Here is an 18,149-nt window from a genome sequence, read left to right on the forward strand (position 1 = left end):
CACCCCCCTAGAGGCGCACCCCCGACGCGAAGCCGGGAAGGGAGAGAACCACCCGTGAAGATCGTGAAGATCGTGGCCGCGAGCACCGCGACCGCTGCCCTGGCCCTGGGACTCGCCGCCTGCGGAAGCAGCGACGACTCGGGCAAGACGACGCCGACCAACGCCGCCTCGGCCAACGGTCCCAAGTTCGCCGGCCAGACCCTTACCGTGTGGCGTCTTGGTGCCCCCACAGACGTCTTCACCAAGTACATGGACGACCTGAACGCGGCGTTCAAGCAGAAGACGGGGGCCGACGTCAAGGTCCAGTGGGTCCCCTGGCCCGACGCGCAGAAGAAGTGGACGGCGGCACTCGCCGGCGGCGAGGGCCCCGACGTCACCGAGTTCGGCAACGACCAGGTGGCCGCCTGGGTCGCCCAGGACGCGCTCACCGACGTCACCGACATCGTCAAGAGCGACCCCGAGCTCCAGCAGATCCCGCAGAACCTGTGGAGCTACGAGACGATCGACGGCAAGGTCTACGCGGCGCCGTGGGGCGGCGGCACCCGGGCCGTCCTGTACCGCAAGGACTGGTTCGACAAGCTCGGCATCGAGGTGCCGAAGACCTGGGACGACCTGGTCGCGGCGGCCAAGAAGATCGTCGACAAGGAGGGCAAGGACGTCGACGGCTTCGCCTTCAACGGCGGCTCCGACGCCAACATGTCCCTGTCCCCGTTCGTCTGGTCCGCCGGCGGCGACTTCGCGAAGTTCGAGAGCGGCAAGTGGGTCGGCGAGCTGACCCAGCCGGGCTTCAAGGAAGGCTTCCAGTTCTACACGGACCTGGTGTCCAAGGACGCCGTCTCCGGCAAGGGCCGCCTCACCCAGAACAGCGTCGACATCGCCCAGCGCTTCGCCGCCGGCAAGGTCGGCATGTACGTCACCGGCGGCTGGGACATCGCCGCGATCAAGGAGCAGAGCAAGGGCAAGATCGACGAGTCGAAGATGGCCTTCTTCTCGCTCCCGTCCAAGGACGGCAGCGGCCCGGCCCCGGCCTTCCAGGGCGGCAACGACATCGCCATCTGGAAGGACACCAAGAACCCCGAGCTCGCCGCCGAGTACCTGAAGCTGGCCGCGGGCAAGGAGTTCGGCGTGCGGTACGCCAAGGAGGGCGGCCTGCTCCCGCTCTACCCCGACGCGCTGGAGCAGCTGGGCAGCGACCCCACCCAGAAGCCGTTCACGGACACCTTCAAGGTGGCCAAGGGCTTCCCCGCCAGCCCCAACTGGGCGGAGGCCAACGACACCAAGGCCGTGCTGCAGAACGCGGCCCGGTCGGTGATCGAGGGCAAGAAGAGCGTCGACCAGGCTCTGACGGACGCGAACTCCGAGCTTGAGACGATCCTCAACCAGTAGGGATCATGACCCAGACGTCACTGGTCGCCCGGGGCGGAGCCGACAACTCCGCCCCGTCGCGGCGTACGCCACCGAGGGCGCGCAGGTCCGGCCTCTCCGACAAGGCGGTCCCGTACGTCCTCCTCCTGCCCGGCCTTCTGGTCATCGCGGTGCTGCTGCTCTACCCGCTCTACCAGATGGTCGACATGTCGTTCCACAAGGTCGGGCTGCGCCAGATCAAGGTGACGAATCCGGCGCCGGCCGAGTTCGTGGGGACCGACAACTACCAGCAGATCCTCAGCTCCGACCTGTTCTGGTCGTCGCTGCGCAACACGGTCGTGTTCGCCGTCCTCGCCGTGGCGTTCACGCTGATCCTCGGCACGCTGGTCGGCCTCCTGCTCAACAGGCTGGGGAAGAAGATGTCGACGTTCGTGATCATCGGCATCATGTCGGCCTGGGCGACGCCGCCCACCGCGCAGGCCATCGTGTGGAAGTGGCTCTTCGACTCCGACTCCGGCGTGGTCAACTGGACGTTGAACCTGCTGCCCGACTGGCTGTCGAGCCTGGTCTTCGGCCGGTCCGACTGGAGCGGGCAGCCGTGGTTCAACGACACCAGCACGCTCTACTTCGTGCTGATCGTCGCCGTGGTCTGGGCGTCGTTCCCGTTCATCGCCGTGTCGGTCCTCGCCGGGCTCAAGAGCATCTCGGCCGAGCTGTACGAGGCGGCGCGAATGGACGGCTCGGGCGCGTTCACGACGTTCAGGAAGATCACCTTCCCGCTGCTCAAGCCGGTCTTCGCCGTGCTGGTCGTGCTGTCGATCATCTGGGACTTCAAGGTCTTCACGCAGCTCTACCTGCTGGCGGGCGGCACGGTGAACCGCGACGCCTTCAACCTCTCGCTGTGGAGCTACGCGGAGGCGTTCAGCAGCCCGCCCAAGATGGGCCTGGGCGCGGCCATCGCCGTCGTCCTGACGGGCATCCTGCTGGTGATCACCTTCGTGTACGTCCGGCAGATCGTGAAGACGGAGGACGTCCGATGAGCCCGCTCGCCCGCAAGAGGCTCGGCGCCGCCGCGCTCAACGCCGCCGGCGTCGCGGTGTTCCTCTTCGCGGTCTTCCCCGTGTACTGGATGGTCACGACGGCCTTCAAGCCCAACGACCAGATCTTCACCACGGCCTTCATCCCGTTCCCGAGCCCGCCCTCGCTCGACCACGTCTCACGGGTCTTCACCAAGGGCGTCGCCGGTCACTCCATCTGGCAGTACCTGCTCAACAGCACGTTCGTGGCGGTCAGCGCCGTGGTGATCGGCGCGGTCTTCGCCCTGCTCGCGGCGACCGCGGTGGCGCGCTTCCGCTTCCGCTTCCGCACCTCGTTCCTGATCCTGCTGCTGATCGTGCAGATGGTCCCGGCCGAGGCGCTGCTCATCCCGCTGTTCACCATGGTCAAGCGCCTCGGCCTGTACGACCAGCTGCTCGGCCTGATCATCATCAACGTCGGCCTGACGCTCCCGTTCTCCGTCTGGATGCTCCGCACGTTCGTCGCGGCCGTCCCGAAGGAGCTGGAGGAGGCGTCCTGGATCGACGGCGCCAGCCGGTTCACCACGTTCTGGCGCGTGCTGTTCCCCCTCGTCGCGCCCGGCCTGGTGGCCACCAGCATCTTCTCGTTCATCACCACGTGGAACGAGTTCGTCTACGCCCTCACCCTCATCGGAGACCAGGGCAAGTACACGATGCCGGTCGCGCTGCAGTTCTTCGTCGGCCAGCGGTCGACCGACTGGGGCGGCATCATGGCGGCCTCGACCCTGATGACCATCCCGGTCCTCGCCTTCTTCCTTCTGGTCCAGCGGCGCATGGTCTCCGGCCTGGTCGCGGGCGCAGTCAAGGGTTGACCCCCCTTTTCCGGGCATCCTACGGCCACGGCCCCACGAGGGCCTGGCCGTAGCCGGCCTGCCCGTCCACCGAGTAAGCACACACACCCACCTAAGGAGTCGAGACACCATGTCTGCGACCCGCGATCCCCTGCCGACAGGGATCGCCAAGTCCCGCGACCCCCTCCCGGACCCCGGGACCGACGGCGCCCGCGACAGCGGGCCGCGCGGGGGGATCGCCGACTTGATCGCTAACGCCGGCGATCGGGGACTCGTCCGCCTCGCGGCGGGCACGCTGCTCGCCGCCTTCCGGGGCACCGCCGCGCCCGACTGGGTGCTTCGCGGCCTGGAGGACGGCCTGGGCGGCGTCACGCTCTTCGGCTTCAACGTCGAAGGGCCCGAGCAGATGGCGGCGCTCACCGCCCAGCTCAAGGGGGCAGGGCGGCCCGTCATCTCGCTCGACGAGGAGGGGGGCGACGTCACCCGCCTCGCCTACCACACCGGAAGCCCCTACCCGGGCAACGCCGCCCTCGGCGCCGTCGACGATGTGGAGCTCACCGAGCGGGTCTACCGCTCGATGGCCGCCGGCCTCGCCCACTGCGGGGTGAACCTCGACATGGGCCCGGTGGCCGACGTCAACACCGTCGACGACAACCCGATCATCGGCACGCGGTCCTTCGGCTCGTCGCCGGAGCTCGTGGCGCGCCACACGGTCGCCGCCGTACGAGGGCTGCAGGCCCTCGGGATCGCCGCCTGCGTCAAGCACTTCCCCGGCCACGGCGCCACCCGGCAGGACTCCCACCTGGAGATCCCCCTGGTGGACGCCTCCCTCGACCTGCTGCGTGAGCGCGAGCTGGTGCCCTTCCGGGCCGCGATCGAGGCGGGCACGAAGTCGATCATGACTGCGCACGTGGCGGTGCCCGGCCTGACGGGAGGCCTGCCCGCCACGCTCAGCGCCGAGACGCTCACGGCCCTGCTGCGCCGGGAGATGGGCTACGACGGCGTGGTGATCACCGACGCGCTCGACATGCACGCGATCTCCCGCGGCGTCGGCCTCGGCGGCGGGGCGGTCATGTCCCTGGCGGCGGGCGCCGATCTGCTGTGCCTGGGCCCGCTGCCGACACCCGAGGAGATCACGCTGCTGCTGGCCGCGATCGTGGACGCGGTCGCCGACGGGCGGCTGCCCCTTGAGCGGCTGGAGGAGGCGAACGAGCGGACCGACCGGCTACGTGACTGGTTCGCCGCCCCGCACCGGGACGCCGGCGAGAGCACGGTCGTCGGCCTGGACGCCGCCCGCCGCGCCGTGTCCCTGACCGGGTCGGCCGCGCCGCTGGTGGAGCCGTTCGTGGTGGAGGTCGACACTCCGCCGACCATCGCCGTCGGCGACGTGCCGTGGGGCGTGTCCCCCTGGCTGCCGGACGCGGAGGTGGTCCGCGTGAAGCCGGACGAGGCGGACACGGCCGCGCTGCTCGGCCGGGCCGGGGGCCGCTCGCTGATCGTCGTGGTGAAGGACGCCCACCGCCACCCGCGCACCAGGGCGCTCGTGTCCGCGCTGGTCGCCGGACGCCCCGACGCGGTCGTCGTGGAGATGGGCCTGCCGATCTGGCGTCCCGCGGCCGGCGCCTACATTGCGACGTACGGCGCGGCCCGGGCGAACACGCAGGCCGCCGTCGAGTTGCTGACGGCCTGAACGGCCACGTGACCACGGCCCGGGACAGGCGTCCCGGGCCGTACGCGCGTCAGGAGGCGAAGATCTCCTCGCGGGCCTGGTCCAGCGCGGCGAGGACCGCGCCGCGCAGCACCGCGTTGCCCTCGACGCCGGTGACCACCACCTCGGGGCGTATCGGGCAGATTCGGGCCACCGCCTCCTCCACGCGGGAGGTCAGCGCGGCGCCGCCCGCCTGGCCCACCTCGCCGGCCAGCACCACCAGGCCCGGGTCGAGCACCACGCACACCGAGGCCACGCCGAGCGCGAGCCGGGAGGCGATCTCGTCGAGCAGGCGGTCGCCGGCGTCGCCGGCCGCCACGGCGGCCGTGACGCAGCCGGCCGCGCCGTCCGCGCTGAAGCCGTACTCGCGGGCCAATTCCGTCACCGCCTCCGAGCTGACGAGCGACTGGAGGCCGCCGGCCAGGGACGGCAGGCGGCCGGGCGTGGCCTTGACGTCCTCGGCGAGAGGGACGCCGGGCACGGGCAGGTAGCCGATCTCGCCCGCGCTCCCCGACCTGCCTCGGTGCAGCCGCCCGCCGAGGACGACGGCGAGGCCGAGGCCGCGGCCCACCCAGACCAGGACGAAGTCGTCCACCCCCTGGGCCGCCCCCTTCGCCCGCTCCGCGATGGCCGCGAGGTTCACGTCGTTCTCGATCGTGACGTCGCGGCGCAGGTCGCGGGCCAGCGCCTCGTGGATGCCCTCGTGCCAGTGGGGCAGGTCGAACGAGAACCGCACGTCGCCCGTGCGCGGGTCGACGACGCCCGGCGTGCCGATCACGACGCCGCGCAGCCGCGACAGCGCCACCTTCCCGGACCGGCAGGCCCGCATCACGGCGTTGTGGACGATCGAGACCGGGTCGTCGTGGCCGTTCGGCGAGGCCGTCGCCTCGCCGACGATGTCGCCGTTGATGTCCGCGATCGCGGCCGTCACCGAGTCGGGCCCGACGTCGAGCCCCGCGACGTACGCGCACGAGGCGATCACGCCGTACAGGGCGGCGTTGGGGCCGCGGTTGCCCGCCTGCTCCCCCACGACCTCGACCAGCCCGCGCTCCTCGAGGCGGGCCAGCGTCTGGGACGCGGTGACCTTGGACAGGCCGGTCATCTCGCCGATCTGGCCGCGCGTCAGGGGCCCCGAGGCGAGCAGCAGCTCCAGGGCGGCCCGGTCATTGATCTCCCGGAGCAGCCTGGGCACGCCAGGGCGTCGCTCCATGCTCCTGCTTTCTATGGTCGCCCCCGTCGCGGTGACACGATCGCTCCCGCGAATCGTCAACAAAGTTTCCAGCAAGTTTAGCGAGCCCACAAGGGCGCGGACCGGTCCGGGCCGCCCTCTTGATACCGCTCCCACGGGACGTGAGGATCACTCATGTCGCCTGTGAGGAGCGCCCATGACCGGCACGACCGCCGAGCCCCGCCCCGGCTCCCGCCCCGGCCCGCCCGCGGACGCCCCCGCGCCGTGGCCGCTCGTCGCGCTCGCCGGCGGCGTGCTGCTCCTGTTCGACACATTACGCGTGTTCCTGCCGTCACTCATCACCCTGTACGGCCGGGCGGGCGAGACCCCTCCCGAGCGCATGGGCCTGTTCGCCGCGCTGTGGTTCGCGCTGCCGTTCGCGGCGGTCCCGCTGTCGCGCGTCGTGCCGCCGCGCCTCCTCCGGGTCGCCGGCGCGACACTGCTGGCGGCCGCGCGGATCGCCCTGCAGGCGACCGACGGCGGCACCCCGCAGCTCCTCGTCGCCGCCGCGGGCGTCACGGCCGGCCTGGTGTTCCTGTACGGCGCGGCCCGGACGACGGCCGCGGCCTGGGTGCCCGCCGGGCTGACGGGTGGCCTGGCGGCCTCGGTCGCCGTCCACTTCGCGCTCGGCCAGATGGACCTCGCGTGGCGGGACGGCCCGCTCCCCTGGCTCGCCGTCCTCGCCCTCTGCGCCGCCTTCCTGTGGTCCGTACGGCTCTCGCAGGCGCCGGCCGATCCCGCTCCCGCGGCCGTCTGGTTCCTGTTCGGCCCGATGCTGCTGCTGACGGGGATGTACTTCGGCCAGGCCGGGCTGCTGTCCGTGGAGGACCACCAGATCGCGGCGCCGCTCGCCGCCCTCGGCGTCGCCGTACGGGTGGCCGCGATGATCGGGGCGGCCCTGTGCGCGTGGACCGTTGTCTGGGGACCGATGGCGGGGATCTTCCTCGTGCTCGGGATCGCGATCGAGCAGGCGGGCTCGTTCCCCGTCCTGCCGGTCCTCGTCGCGACGGTCGCCCTCGGCGCCTGCGCCGGCCTCGCGGGGCTGCCCCACGGGGAGGCGGACGGTCCGCGCCGGACCTCACGGGCGGGCGGCGCCGTCCTCGCCGGGATGCTGGTGTTCCTGGTGGCGGTGTTCCTCTACTACGCGGCCTACGACGCCGACCTCGGCTTCCCCAACGGCCTGGTGCCGGTGGCCGTCGCCGTGCTCGTCGCCGGGGCCGCCTGGGCGGGAGGGTCCCGGGGACGGTGGCGCGGCGCCGGCCCCCTGCGGGCGGCGCCCCGCCGGTGGAAGCGGGCCACCCTGGCGGCCGCCCTCCTCACGGGCCTGCTCACCTGGCAGCCGCTCCCGGCCGAGCGGCCGGTCCCCGGGCCGGAGTTCACGCTGATCGCGTACAACATCCGGATGGGGTACGGGCTCGGCGGGCGCCTCGACCTCGACCGGATCGCCGCCTGGGCCCGCACGCGGCACCCCGACGTGGTGCTGCTGAGCGAGGTCGACCGCGGCTGGCTGCTCAACGGCGGCCACGACGACCTGGCCAGGATCGCCCGGGGCCTCGGCATGGGCTACCACTTCGCCTGGGCGGCCGACCGGTTGTGGGGCGACGCCGTGCTCACCGATCTGCCCGTCGCGCGGGTGGAGTCGGCGCGCCTGGGGCGGCACGGGTACCCGACCGGCGCCCAGGCCCAGTCGATCGTGCTCGACGTGGGCGGCCGCCGGGTGGGCATCGTGAACACCCACCTCCAGTCGCCCCCGGGGCAGGCGCCCGAGGTCGCGGCGATCGTCCGCCGGCTGCGGGCCGGCGCACCGCCGTCCGAGGTCGGGGTGGGCGACCCGATCCCCGTGGTCCTGGCGGGCGACCTCAACACGACGCCGGACGAGCCGGCGATGCGGGTGCTGGAGGCGGCCGGGCTGACCGATCCGCTGCGCGCGCTCGGCGACCCCCCGACCTCCCCGGCCGACCGTCCGGTGAGGCGGATCGACCACGTGCTGATCAGCCCGGGGCTGACCGCGGTGTCGGCCGACGCCCCCCGCGTGCCGTATTCCGACCACCTGCCACTGGTGGTGCGCCTGCGCGTCGCGTGAGCGCCGCCGGCTCCGGGTGCGTCAGGGAGGCGCGTCGCCGCGCCGAGCCTCGCGCGCGCGGACCTCGTCGATGTCCGCGAGCCGGCGCATGCCCCTGGCGGCCCGCGCGGTGCGCGGGTTGGCCAGCAACAGTTCCTCGTTGCGGGCCACGAACGCCCAGTAGCCCGCGGTGAAGGGGCAGGCGTCGTCGCCGGTTCTCCGGTCGGGGCGGTAGCGGCAGCCGCCGCAGAAGTCGCTCATGCGGTCGATGTACGCCCCGCCCGCGGCATAGGGCTTGGTCGCGAGGCGCCCCCCGTCGGCGTGCTGGGACATCCCGACGACGTTGGGGATCATCACCCAGTCGTACCCGTCCACGAACGACCGGTGGAACCAGCCGGCCAGCGCCTCGGGGTCGAACCCCCGCTGGAGGGCGTAGTTGCCGAGCACCATCAGCCGGACGATGTGGTGGGTGAAGCCGTGGTCGCGGACCTGCGCGAGCGCCCACGACAGGCAGCGGGCCCCCACGGCGTCCGCGTCCAGGTCGTCGAACCAGCGCGGCAGCGGGGTGCGGGCCCCGAGCGCGTTCGAGCGCCGGTAGTCCGGGCCGAAGTGCCAGTAGAGATGCCACATGTAGTCGCGCCAGCCGATCAGCTGCCGGACGTACCCCTCCACGCTCGCCAGCGGCGCCCGTCCGTCCCGGTAAGCCGCCTCGGCCGCCCGTACGCACTCCATGGGGTCGAGCAGCCCGAGGTTGAGAGCGGGCGACAGCGTGCTGTGCGCCATGACGGGGTCGGCCGCGAGCATGGCGTCCTGGTGGGGCCCGAAGAACGGCAGCCGGTGCCGTACGAAGTCCCGCAGGGCCGCCACCGCCTCGTCCCGGGTCGCGGGGTGGGCCCGCGGGGCGTCCCGTCCGGCGAACGCCATCTCGCCCGCGCGCTCCCACCGGTCGAGGTCCCGGCGGACCCCCTCGTCGATCTCGTCCTCCTCGGGCCGCCAGGGCGGCGGCAGGCCGAGACCGGCCTCACGCGGCGCCGGCCGCCGGTTCTCGCGGTCGAAGTTCCACCGCCCGCCCGCCGGCTCGTCACCGTCCATGAGCACGTCGAGCCGCCGCCGGGCGTCGCGGTAGAAGTCCTCCATCAGCAGCCGGCGACGGCCGCGCCCGGCTGCCCACGCCGCGAACTCCTCCTCGGTGCTGGCGAACCCCCGGGGCGGGAGCACGGTCACCCCGGGCAGCCCCGCGACGAAGGCGGCCGCCGCGTGGCTGGTCGGCCGGCACACGGTCACCGGGCCCGGGGCCAGGGCCAGCCCCTCCCGGTAGGTCCGCACCCGCGCGAAGATCGCCCGGTCGCCCAGCTCGGCCGCCCGGTGCCGCAGCGCGGACAGCACGAGGTGGGCCTTCTGCCTGTGGAAGCGCCGCCTCCGCAGCACCGAGGTGGCCTCGACCAGCAGCACCGGCTGGCCGGGCGCGTCGAGGAAGTGTCCGCCGAGCTGGTCGGCGAACAGCCACCGCCTGCCGCCGTCGTTCCCGATGTCCCCCATACCGCATTGTCGGACGACGCGACGCCTCACCCGCGAGCGGGGCGAGTTGACAGGTTGGCGTCATACCAATGCCAACCAGGCGGGATAATCGACTACATGCGACTTTCTGCCCGCGTCGACTACGCCCTCCGTGCCGCCGCCGAGCTCGCCGCGGCCGGCGAGGGACCCACCACGGTGGGCGAGCTGGCCAAGGGGCAGGAGATGCCCCCCAAATACCTGGAGAACATCCTCCTGCAGATGCGGCGCGCCGGCCTGGTGCGCGGCCAGCGGGGTCCCGAGGGCGGCTACGTCCTGGCCCGCCCGGCCAGCCAGATCTCGCTGGCCGACGTGATCAGGGCCGTGGACGGCCCGCTGGCCAACGTCCGGGGCGAGCGCCCCGAGCACGTCGGCTACCTGGGCGCCGCGCAGGCCCTCCAGCAGGTGTGGATCGCGCTGCGGGCCAGCGAGCGGGCCATCCTGGAGGAGGTCAACCTGGAGCAGATCGCCAAGGGCGAGCTCCCGGCGAGGGTGACCGAGCTGGCCTCCGACCCCTCGGCGTGGGACTCCCACATGCCGGTCTGAGCCGGCCGTGCCCGAGGGTGACGCCGTCTACCGGACGGCGAAGCGGCTACGGGAGGCCCTCGACGGCCGGATGCTGACCCGCAGCGACTTCCGGGTGCCCCGCTACGCCACGGCCGACCTGCGCGGGCGGACGGTGCTGACCACGATCTCCCGGGGCAAGCACCTGCTGACCCGCGTCGAGGGCGGCCTGACGGTCCACACGCACCTGCGGATGGACGGGACATGGCGGGTGAGCCCCGCGGGGCAGGCCGGGCAGGCCTACGGCCGGCCGGGCGGGCGGGGCCGCTCCGGCGTGCCTGGCGGCGACGTCGTGCGGCTCATCCTGGCCAACGCGCGCTGGCAGGCCGTGGGGATCAAGCTGGGAATGGTGGACCTCGTGCCAACCGACAGGGAGGACCGGGTGGTCGGCCACCTCGGGCCCGACCTGCTGGGCCCGGACTGGGACGCGGCGCTGGCCGCGCGGAACCTGCGGAGGGACCCGGGCCGCACGATCGGCGAGGCCCTGCTGGACCAGCGGGATCTGGCGGGGATCGGCACGATCTGGCGCGCCGAGACGTTGTGGGCCGCGCGGCTGTCGCCCTGGCGCACCGTGGGGTCGATCACGCCGGACGAGCTGGAGGCGCTGGCCGGGCTCGCCCACGAGCTGATGGAGGCGAGCAAGGACGCACCGCTGCCGGTCACGACGGGCGATGCCCGGCCCGGGCGCTCACTACTGGTGTACGGCAGGGCACACCGCCCCTGCCGTCGTTGCGGGTCTGAGATCAGTAGTGGGGATATCGGGGCACAGCCGTACGAACGGCTGATCTACTGGTGCCGCGCCTGCCAGGCGGACTAGGCGGCGACCATGTCCTTGACCTCGGGGAAACCGTCGAACTCGGGACCGGTGATGCCGCCGGGGACGGTCTCCGGGATGCCCAGGCGCTCGTGCTCCGGCACCTCTGCCAGAACGGGGGCGGCCTGCAGTTCGGCGAGCGCGAACTGGTCGGAGACCTCGCGCAGCACCTGAGACAACGGCACGCCGAGCGCGCCGCATATCGAGGCGAGCAACTCCGAGGACGCTTCCTTCTGGCCGCGCTCGACCTCGGACAGGTAACCGAGTGAGACACGCGCCAACGTGGAAACCTCGCGAAGGGTGCGATTCTGCCGCACCCTCAGCCGCCGCAGCACGTCACCGAGCAGCTGACGCAGCAGGATCATGTGTCGCTCCCTCCCCAGGGGGGGCGCCTTTACGACGCCTCGCGCGGTGGGCTCATGTCGCCCCTTCTTCGAACGCCCTTCGTACATACTCCTCGCCGTCATCATTGATTCGCTCGGCCCCTTCGCCGGGCGTGCGCCTGACTTGCTCCTCGCCAATGGCTCACGGACCTCACTCACAGCTCCACCGTACCTGTAGAGGGCGACACCGCGGCAGACCGTGGCGAGCATGTTCGCTGGGGACGTAACGCGGTAATCACCCGGAATGTTCCCCCAAATTTGCCTCCAGCACACCTCTCAGCAGGCCCAAAGCCTCCTGACAGGTCGCCAGACGGATCCCGTCACGGTCCCCGGTAAGCAGGAGGTCGCGGCGCCAGAGCCGCTCCTCCGGGCCGCACAGGGCCACGTGGACCGTCCCGACCGGCCGGCCGTCCTGCGGGTCGGGACCCGCCACGCCGGTCACGGCCAGCCCGTAGTCCGACTTGGTGAGGGCCCGCACCCCGCGCGCCATCGCCGCCGCGACCTCCGGGTGGACGGCGCCCTCCCGGTCGAGCAGGTCGGACGGCACGTCGAGCAGGCTCGCCTTGAGGTCGGTGGCGTAGGCGATCACGCCGCCCCGGAAGGCGGCGGAGGCCCCCATCGGGCCCGTCATGGTCGCGCCGATCAGGCCGCCGGTGAGCGACTCGGCCACCGACACCGTCGCGCCCCGGCGGACGAGCAGCGACAGGACCTGGGCCGCCTCGCCCATCATGCGGCTCGCGCCCTCTTCGCCACCTGCCGCAGCCGGACCGCCCTGACCACGTAGTCGAGGCCGGTGCCGACCGTGACCACCAGCGCGGCGCCGAGCGGCACCCACCGGACGAGCCCGGGGACGCCCGGCACGATGTACAGCGCGATGGCCACGATCTGCAGGACCGTCTTGACCTTCCCGCCGTAGCTCGCCGGGATGACCCCGTGCCTGATCACCAAGAAGCGCAGCAGCGTCACCCCGGCCTCCCTGGCGATGATGACCACGGTCACCCACCACGGGATGTCGCCCAGGTATGACAGGCAGACCAGGGCCGCGCCGATCAGGGCCTTGTCCGCGATCGGGTCGGCGATCTTGCCGAAGTCGGTGATCAGGCCGTACTTGCGGGCCAGCCAGCCGTCGAGCTGGTCGGTCAGCGAGGCCAGCAGGAAGACGCCGAGGGCGGCGTACCGCCAGCCCGTGCCCTCCAGGAAGAGGAAGACGGCGAAGACCGGGACGATGACCAGCCGGGCGATCGTCAGCGCGTTCGCGATGTTCCACGTGCTCACCGCCGACGGCGCGCGCGCGGCCTCGGCGGGGGCGGGACCGCCCGCAGGCTCGGACGCAGCGGATCCGGCCGGAGACGGCGCGGGCACGGCCGCGACCTGCGGGGCCGGCGGCCCCGGCACGGCCCCGGGCGGGCCCGCCGCCTCCAGCGGCGGTTCGCTGCGCTCCGTCATGTGCCTGCCTTGATCCGGGCGATCAGGTCGACCCCCTCGGAGTCGACGGCGACCGCCTGGACGATCTGGCCGGGCACCAGGCCGATGCCCTGGACGGTGACGGCGCCGTCCACCTCGGGGCCCTGGTGGGCGGCGCGGCCCTCGTAGCCGCCGTCCCCGAGGTCCTCCTCGATGAGGACCTCCAGGTCGTCGCCGATGCGCTCCTCGGCGCGCTGGGCGGTCAGCTCCTCGGCCAGCTCGGTCAGCGCGGCCACCCGCTCGTCGATCGTGTCCTGGTCGAGCTTGCCGTCGAAATCGTAGGCCTCGGTGCCCTCCTCGTCGGAGTAGCCGAAGACGCCCACGACGTCGAGCCTGGCCTCCTCGAGGAAGCCGACGAGCTCCTCGAACTGCCCGTGGGTCTCCCCGGGGAAGCCGACGATGAAGTTGGACCGGACGCCCGCCTCGGGAGCGCGCTCCCGGATGCGGGCCAGCAGGTCGAGGAAGCGGACCGGGTCGCCGAAGCGCCGCATCCGCCGCAGCACCGGACCGCTGGCGTGCTGGAAGGACAGGTCGAAGTACGGCGCGACGCCCTCGGTCGCGGCGATCACGTCGAGCAGGCCGGGACGCAGCTCGGCCGGCTGCAGGTAGCTGACCCGCACCCGCTCGACCCCGTCGACCCCGGCGAGCCTCGGCAGGAGCTTCTCCAGCGCCCGCAGGTCGCCCATGTCCTTGCCGTACGACGTGGAGTTCTCGCTGACGAGGACGAGCTCCCTGACCCCCTGCTCCGCCAGCCAGCGGGCCTCGGCCACCAGGTCGTCCGGGTGGCGCGAGACGTACGACCCGCGGAAGGCGGGGATCGCGCAGAACGTGCAGCGGCGGTCGCACCCGGACGCGAGCTTGAGCGAGGCCACCGGGCCCCCGCTCAGCCGCTTGCGCAGGGTCCGGGGGCCGCTCGCCGGCGCCACGCCCTCCGGCAGGGCGTCGTCGGCGCCGGCGCCGTGCCCGGGGATGTGCGCGTGCGCCGCGGAGCGCTCCACCGGGCTGATCGGCAGCAGCGTGCGCCGGTCGCGCGGCGAGTGCGGCACGAGCGGCCGGCCGGCGAGCACGTCGTCGAGCCGCGCCCCGATCTCCGTGTAGTCGTCGAAGGAGATCACGGCGGCCTCGGGCAGCGCGCCGGCGAGCTGATCGCCGTACCGCTCGGCCATGCAGCCCGCCGCCACGACCTTGGCGCCGGAGTCGGCCGCCGCGAGCAGCGTGTCGATGGAGTCCTTCTTCGCCGAGTCGATGAAGCCGCACGTGTTGACGACGACGACGTCGGGGTCGTCGTCGCCCATCCGCCAGCCGGCGGCCTCGAGCCGCGCGGCCAGCTCCTCCGAGTCGACCTCGTTGCGGGCGCAGCCCAGCGTGATCAGCGATACGGTTCGGCGAGAAGACATGATGCTGACTACGGTATCGGCAGTCGGCGGTCAGCGGGGACCCGGGCCGCCCGCCGCGAACGTCCGCCGGACCGTCTGGCCGTCCTTGCCCGGGGTGCCCAGGTCCTTGCCGTTCACCTCGAGACGCACGGCCCCCGCGTCCCCGATCACGACCTTCAGCTTGTCCTTGCCGGTCCACGTGGAGGCGGCCCCCTCGGGCAGCGTCCCCTGGAACATCGCGTGGCCCTTGGCGTCCTTCACCGTGATCCAGGACGGCTTGCGCGCGTAGACCTTGAGGACCACGGTCCCGTTCGGGACCCGGGCGGCGGCCGGCTCCTGCGCCCGTGCGTGGTGGGCGCCCGCGTTGGGGTGCACCACCGGGAGCTCGACGGCCGTCTGGCCCGCCTTCTCCCCCGAGCCCGACAGCAGCCGGACCAGGACCACCACGACGATCAACGCGACGGCCACGGCCGCCAGCATCGTCCAGTTGGGCATGCGGTGGCTCCGCTGGTGCAGCAGGTTGTCCACCTTGAACAACGTCGACGCCCGGATGTTCGGCCGGGAGCCGCCGTGCTCCTGCTCGTACTCCCGCACGAGGGCGTCGGGGTCGAGCCCCAGCGTGGAGGCGATGGCACGGATGTGGCCGCGCGTGTAGAAGTCGCCCCCGCACGCGGAGAAGTCGTCCCGCTCGATCCCCTCGATGATCGTCTCACGGATGAAGGTGCGGGAGCTGAGCTGACCCACGGTCAGCTCAGCCCGCTGTCGCGCCTCCGCCAAAGCAGCGCCAACGCTCATTGGTCACGCCCCCCTGTCCGAGCTTCCGCTCGCCCCACAATGCGTAGTTAGTCACATTCAAGCAGTAACCGACTACGAACGGTACCCGGGGGGTATACCGAGAGCGACATCGGGGGGGTGGAAGTCAGCGCCGCAGCGGCTTGAGCGCGAGGTAGACGGCCGCCGAGATGAGGAAGCCCACCTCGAACGCGATGTCGCCGACCGCCGGCACCCGCTTGGGCACGAGGCCGACGTACTGCTCCTGGTTGGAGAACAGCCAGACCGACAGCACGACGCCGACGACCATCGCGACGGGCCCGGCCCAGTTGGCGTGCCCGCGGTCGAACATGAGCGGCTCGTCATCACGGATGTCCCGGCCGCGCCGCAGGACCATGTCGGTCAGCACCACTCCCAGCCAGGGCCCGATCCAGTACGCGATGACCAGCAGGAACGCCTCGTACTTGTGCCCGGCGTCGTCGAGCCCCGACAGCGCCACGAGGAAGCCGGCCACGCCGCACGCGAGCGCCACGATCGCCCGGCGCATCGTCAGCGGCAGCCGTACGCCGAGCGCGAGCAGCGACATCGCGCCCGAGTAGACGTTGAGCGCGTTGGCCGAGATCGCGCCGAGCGCGATCGCCAGCAGCGTGAGGTCGGCGACCACCGTCGGCAGGTGGCCGGTGAACGCCGAGGTCGGCTGCCCGAGGGCGTCGCCGCCGCCGATCGTGACCGAGGCCGCCCCGACGATCTCCAGGATCACGCAGGAGACGAAGACCCCGAGCCCGGCGGCCAGGCCGGTGGCCCGCCTGCTCGCGCCGGCCGGAAGGTACCGGGTGTAGTCGGCGGCGTAGGGGTTCCAGCCCGCGGCGTACCCGAACGTGGCCCCGACCGTCAGCAGGAAGCCACCGAGGCCTCCCCCGGAGCCCGCGTGGCCGGGGTGCGCCTTGGACAGAATGATCACCGACGCCACCGCGAAGATCACGGCCAGCACCGGGAAGGCGTACCGCTCGAAGGCCTGCACGAGGTTGTGCCCGAAGAAGCCGAGCGCGACCATCACCGCGACCACGATCAGCAGGCAGGCCCACGCGGGCAGGCCGGTCAGCGTGTTGAGCGCGAGCGCGCCGCTGACGCTGTTGACCGCGAACCAGCCGATCCCGGCCGCGACCGAGTTGACCGCGGAGGGCAGGATGTTCCCGCGGTACCCGAACGGCAGCCGCCCGAGGACCATCTGCGGCAGCCCGGCCGACGGGCCCCGGGCCGACAGCACGCCGTGCGCCGCCGCCCCGAGCCCGGTCCCCACGACGACCGCGAGCACGGCCGCCCAGAAGCCGAGCCCGAACGCCGCCACGGCGAGCACGCCGAGGAAGATCGTGGCGAACTCCATGTTCGGCGACATCCAGGTCCAGAACAGCTGGCGCGGCCTGCCGTGGCGCTCGGACAACGGGATGAACTCGACGCCGCCCGGCTCGATCGCGGCGACCTTGTCGCCGTAGCTTCCTTCGCGTACGGCGACGGCGGGGGGTTCCAGAACGGTCATATGGTGATCGCCTTCAGCTTCTCGAGGAGGTAGTCGGACGCGAGGACGGGCTCGTGGGAGACCCGCCCGATCGGAGGGCCGAGGGAGACGACCTCGGCCAGCGGGTTGCACTCGTAGAAGTAGATGAGCGAGACGAGCTCCTCGTCCGGGGCCGACGCGTCCGGCGGGAGCACCCGGTGCCGGTTCGACCGCCAGCGGTCGCCGGTCCACCGCGCCAGCAGGTCGCCGATGTTGATCGTGAAGGAGCCGGGCACGAAGGGCGCGTCGATCCACTCGCCGTCCGGCGTGTAGACCTGGAGGCCGCCGACGCCCGGCTGCCGGTCGAGGATCGTGACCGTGCCGAAGTCGGTGTGCGGGCCGATCCTGAACTGCCCCGGCTCCGGCGGGCCCACCTGCGACAACGGCGGGTAGCGGTTGATGTTCATCGTGTACGACGGGTGGTCGGCCTGCGACGTGAAGAAGCCGGGCGAGACCCCGAGCGCGGTCGCGCACAGCACGAGCAGCTCGTCGGCGAGCGCGCGCATCCGGGCGAGGTACTCGGTCAGCAGCGGCTCCATCTCGGGGACCTCCGCCGGCCACACGTTCTCCAGGAACCACTCGGCGTCGATCTCCGGACGGCCGATCGGCTGGTCGGCCCCGACGGCGAACGTCTCCTTGAGGTCGGGCGGGGTCGGCGTGCCCTCGGCGTAGCCGTTGGCCTCCACGCCGGGCGGCAGCCACCCCCGCTCCCCGACCGTGACGGCGTACCGGTCCTTCACCTCGTGCGGCAGCGCGAAGAAGCGCCTGGCCGCGGCGCGCACCCGGTCGCCCAGCTCCGGCGGGACCCCGTGACCTGTCACCAGCAGGAAGCCGATCTCACGCAGCGCCTCGTCGACCCGCTCCGCCACCCCCGCGCGGCCCTCAGGGCCGCCGTGGAACCACGGGCCGAGGTCGACGACGGGAACCGTTCTCATGCCTCATCTCCAATGTCCTCGTTCCACAGGGCGGGTTCGGCCGCGATGAACGCGGTCATGAGCGCGGCGCACTCGGGCGAGTCGAGGACCAGCACGTCGACGCCGGCCTCGGCGAGCCACTCGTGCCGTCCCATGAACGTCCGGCACTCGCCGACGATGAGCCGGGAGATGCCGAACTGGCGGACCAGGCCGCTGCAGTACCAGCAGGGCGACAGCGTCGTCACCATCGTGGTCCCGCGGTAGCCGGGCCGGCGGCCCGCGTCGCGGAAGGCGGCGGTCTCGGCGTGCAGCGACGGGTCGCCGTCCTGCACCCGGCGGTTGCGGCCGCGGCCGAGCAGGCGGCCGTCCGGTCCGAACAGCGCCGCGCCGATCGGGATGCCGCCCTCGGCGTACCCCTTCCCGGCCTCGTCCAGCGCGACGGCGAGCATCGCGGCCGGGCTCACAACGTTGCTGGTCATGCGCTCACTATCCCCCCGCACGGGGGCTTCGGGAACGGACAGATC

General features: G+C 72.5%; 17 protein-coding genes. 7 read left to right on the forward strand and 10 right to left on the reverse strand.

Annotated features, from left to right (window positions below; all coding sequences use genetic code 11):
- Positions 1-54 precede the first annotated feature (54 nt).
- The 4 genes from Mco01_RS03455 (at position 55) to Mco01_RS03470 (ending at position 4,922) form a co-directional block, all read left to right on the forward strand.
- Positions 55-1,386: a sugar ABC transporter substrate-binding protein gene (locus Mco01_RS03455; RefSeq protein ID WP_204055415.1), complete on the forward strand. Its 1,332-nt coding sequence runs from the start codon at positions 55-57 to the stop codon at positions 1,384-1,386.
- Between the two features lie 5 nt (positions 1,387-1,391).
- Positions 1,392-2,405 (forward strand): carbohydrate ABC transporter permease, encoded by a 1,014-nt coding sequence (locus Mco01_RS03460; RefSeq protein WP_204055416.1) that lies wholly within the window; start codon positions 1,392-1,394, stop codon positions 2,403-2,405.
- Positions 2,402-3,253, forward strand: a complete 852-nt coding sequence (locus Mco01_RS03465) for a carbohydrate ABC transporter permease (RefSeq protein WP_204055417.1) — start codon at positions 2,402-2,404, stop codon at positions 3,251-3,253. Before Mco01_RS03460 ends, Mco01_RS03465 begins: the two co-directional genes overlap by 4 nt.
- Before the next feature lie 109 nt (positions 3,254-3,362).
- Positions 3,363-4,922: a glycoside hydrolase family 3 protein gene (locus Mco01_RS03470; protein WP_204055418.1), complete on the forward strand. Its 1,560-nt coding sequence runs from the start codon at positions 3,363-3,365 to the stop codon at positions 4,920-4,922.
- 49 nt (positions 4,923-4,971) lie between these two features.
- On the opposite strand, the gene Mco01_RS03475 is transcribed toward Mco01_RS03470, so the two are convergent.
- Complete coding sequence (locus Mco01_RS03475; protein ID WP_204055419.1) at positions 4,972-6,150, reverse strand: ROK family transcriptional regulator; 1,179 nt, start codon at positions 6,148-6,150, stop codon at positions 4,972-4,974.
- Between the two features lie 175 nt (positions 6,151-6,325).
- Between Mco01_RS03475 and Mco01_RS03480 the strand changes: the two genes are divergently transcribed.
- On the forward strand, positions 6,326-8,251 hold the full coding sequence (locus tag Mco01_RS03480) for an endonuclease/exonuclease/phosphatase family protein (RefSeq protein ID WP_204055420.1): 1,926 nt from the start codon (positions 6,326-6,328) through the stop codon (positions 8,249-8,251).
- Between the two features lie 21 nt (positions 8,252-8,272).
- Here the strand turns inward: Mco01_RS03480 and Mco01_RS03485 are convergent, their stop codons facing one another.
- Complete coding sequence (locus tag Mco01_RS03485) at positions 8,273-9,769, reverse strand: cryptochrome/photolyase family protein (protein WP_204055421.1); 1,497 nt, start codon at positions 9,767-9,769, stop codon at positions 8,273-8,275.
- A 96-nt stretch (positions 9,770-9,865) separates the two neighbouring features.
- Here Mco01_RS03485 and Mco01_RS03490 point away from each other — a divergent pair, with 96 nt between their 5' ends.
- Both Mco01_RS03490 and Mco01_RS03495 read left to right on the forward strand, forming a co-directional pair.
- Positions 9,866-10,330 carry an RrF2 family transcriptional regulator gene (locus Mco01_RS03490; protein WP_204055422.1) on the forward strand — a complete coding sequence of 155 codons (465 nt, stop codon included), beginning with the start codon at positions 9,866-9,868 and terminating at the stop codon, positions 10,328-10,330.
- Between the two features lie 7 nt (positions 10,331-10,337).
- Positions 10,338-11,165: a DNA-formamidopyrimidine glycosylase family protein gene (locus Mco01_RS03495; RefSeq protein ID WP_204055423.1), complete on the forward strand. Its 828-nt coding sequence runs from the start codon at positions 10,338-10,340 to the stop codon at positions 11,163-11,165.
- Here the strand turns inward: Mco01_RS03495 and Mco01_RS03500 are convergent.
- The 8 genes from Mco01_RS03500 to Mco01_RS03535 all read right to left on the reverse strand — a co-directional run bounded on the left by Mco01_RS03500 (position 11,162) and on the right by Mco01_RS03535 (position 18,104).
- Positions 11,162-11,527 carry a helix-turn-helix domain-containing protein gene (locus tag Mco01_RS03500; RefSeq protein ID WP_036322396.1) on the reverse strand — a complete coding sequence of 122 codons (366 nt, stop codon included), beginning with the start codon at positions 11,525-11,527 and terminating at the stop codon, positions 11,162-11,164. The genes Mco01_RS03495 and Mco01_RS03500 overlap by 4 nt on opposite strands.
- A gap of 253 nt (positions 11,528-11,780) precedes the next feature.
- Positions 11,781-12,275, reverse strand: a complete 495-nt coding sequence (locus Mco01_RS03505; protein WP_204055424.1) for a CinA family protein — start codon at positions 12,273-12,275, stop codon at positions 11,781-11,783.
- Positions 12,272-12,991: a CDP-diacylglycerol--glycerol-3-phosphate 3-phosphatidyltransferase gene (gene pgsA, locus Mco01_RS03510; protein WP_204055425.1), complete on the reverse strand. Its 720-nt coding sequence runs from the start codon at positions 12,989-12,991 to the stop codon at positions 12,272-12,274. Before pgsA ends, Mco01_RS03505 begins: the two co-directional genes overlap by 4 nt.
- A complete protein-coding gene (gene rimO, locus Mco01_RS03515; RefSeq protein WP_036322398.1) occupies positions 12,988-14,406 on the reverse strand; it encodes a 30S ribosomal protein S12 methylthiotransferase RimO in 1,419 nt (472 codons plus the stop codon). The genes pgsA and rimO overlap by 4 nt, the downstream gene beginning before the upstream one ends.
- Positions 14,407-14,436: 30 nt before the next feature.
- Positions 14,437-15,180 carry a helix-turn-helix domain-containing protein gene (locus Mco01_RS03520; protein ID WP_275410459.1) on the reverse strand — a complete coding sequence of 248 codons (744 nt, stop codon included), beginning with the start codon at positions 15,178-15,180 and terminating at the stop codon, positions 14,437-14,439.
- Positions 15,181-15,304: 124 nt separating this feature from the next.
- Entirely contained in the window at positions 15,305-16,693 is a 1,389-nt protein-coding gene (locus Mco01_RS03525; protein WP_204055427.1) for a purine-cytosine permease family protein, read from the reverse strand.
- Complete coding sequence (locus tag Mco01_RS03530; RefSeq protein ID WP_204055428.1) at positions 16,690-17,646, reverse strand: isopenicillin N synthase family dioxygenase; 957 nt, start codon at positions 17,644-17,646, stop codon at positions 16,690-16,692. The genes Mco01_RS03525 and Mco01_RS03530 overlap by 4 nt, the downstream gene beginning before the upstream one ends.
- Positions 17,643-18,104 (reverse strand): nucleoside deaminase, encoded by a 462-nt coding sequence (locus Mco01_RS03535; RefSeq protein WP_204055429.1) that lies wholly within the window; start codon positions 18,102-18,104, stop codon positions 17,643-17,645. The genes Mco01_RS03530 and Mco01_RS03535 overlap by 4 nt, the downstream gene beginning before the upstream one ends.
- Positions 18,105-18,149: the final 45 nt, after the last annotated feature.

This window comes from Microbispora corallina, from assembly GCF_016863035.1.
In the GTDB taxonomy this organism is placed as follows: Bacteria; Actinomycetota; Actinomycetes; order Streptosporangiales; family Streptosporangiaceae; genus Microbispora; species Microbispora corallina.

Coding starts and splice junctions, on each gene's coding strand:
- Mco01_RS03460 (WP_204055416.1), top strand. CDS start 1,392: ATGACCCAGACGTCACTGGTCGCCCGGGGCGGAGCCGACAACTCCGCC.
- Mco01_RS03465 (WP_204055417.1), top strand. CDS start 2,402: ATGAGCCCGCTCGCCCGCAAGAGGCTCGGCGCCGCCGCGCTCAACGCC.
- Mco01_RS03470 (WP_204055418.1), top strand. CDS start 3,363: ATGTCTGCGACCCGCGATCCCCTGCCGACAGGGATCGCCAAGTCCCGC.
- Mco01_RS03475 (WP_204055419.1), bottom strand. CDS start 6,150: ATGGAGCGACGCCCTGGCGTGCCCAGGCTGCTCCGGGAGATCAATGAC.
- Mco01_RS03480 (WP_204055420.1), top strand. CDS start 6,326: ATGACCGGCACGACCGCCGAGCCCCGCCCCGGCTCCCGCCCCGGCCCG.
- Mco01_RS03485 (WP_204055421.1), bottom strand. CDS start 9,769: ATGGGGGACATCGGGAACGACGGCGGCAGGCGGTGGCTGTTCGCCGAC.
- Mco01_RS03490 (WP_204055422.1), top strand. CDS start 9,866: ATGCGACTTTCTGCCCGCGTCGACTACGCCCTCCGTGCCGCCGCCGAG.
- Mco01_RS03500 (WP_036322396.1), bottom strand. CDS start 11,527: ATGATCCTGCTGCGTCAGCTGCTCGGTGACGTGCTGCGGCGGCTGAGG.
- Mco01_RS03505 (WP_204055424.1), bottom strand. CDS start 12,275: ATGATGGGCGAGGCGGCCCAGGTCCTGTCGCTGCTCGTCCGCCGGGGC.
- pgsA (WP_204055425.1), bottom strand. CDS start 12,991: ATGACGGAGCGCAGCGAACCGCCGCTGGAGGCGGCGGGCCCGCCCGGG.
- rimO (WP_036322398.1), bottom strand. CDS start 14,406: ATGTCTTCTCGCCGAACCGTATCGCTGATCACGCTGGGCTGCGCCCGC.
- Mco01_RS03520 (WP_275410459.1), bottom strand. CDS start 15,180: ATGAGCGTTGGCGCTGCTTTGGCGGAGGCGCGACAGCGGGCTGAGCTG.
- Mco01_RS03525 (WP_204055427.1), bottom strand. CDS start 16,693: ATGACCGTTCTGGAACCCCCCGCCGTCGCCGTACGCGAAGGAAGCTAC.
- Mco01_RS03530 (WP_204055428.1), bottom strand. CDS start 17,646: ATGAGAACGGTTCCCGTCGTCGACCTCGGCCCGTGGTTCCACGGCGGC.
- Mco01_RS03535 (WP_204055429.1), bottom strand. CDS start 18,104: ATGACCAGCAACGTTGTGAGCCCGGCCGCGATGCTCGCCGTCGCGCTG.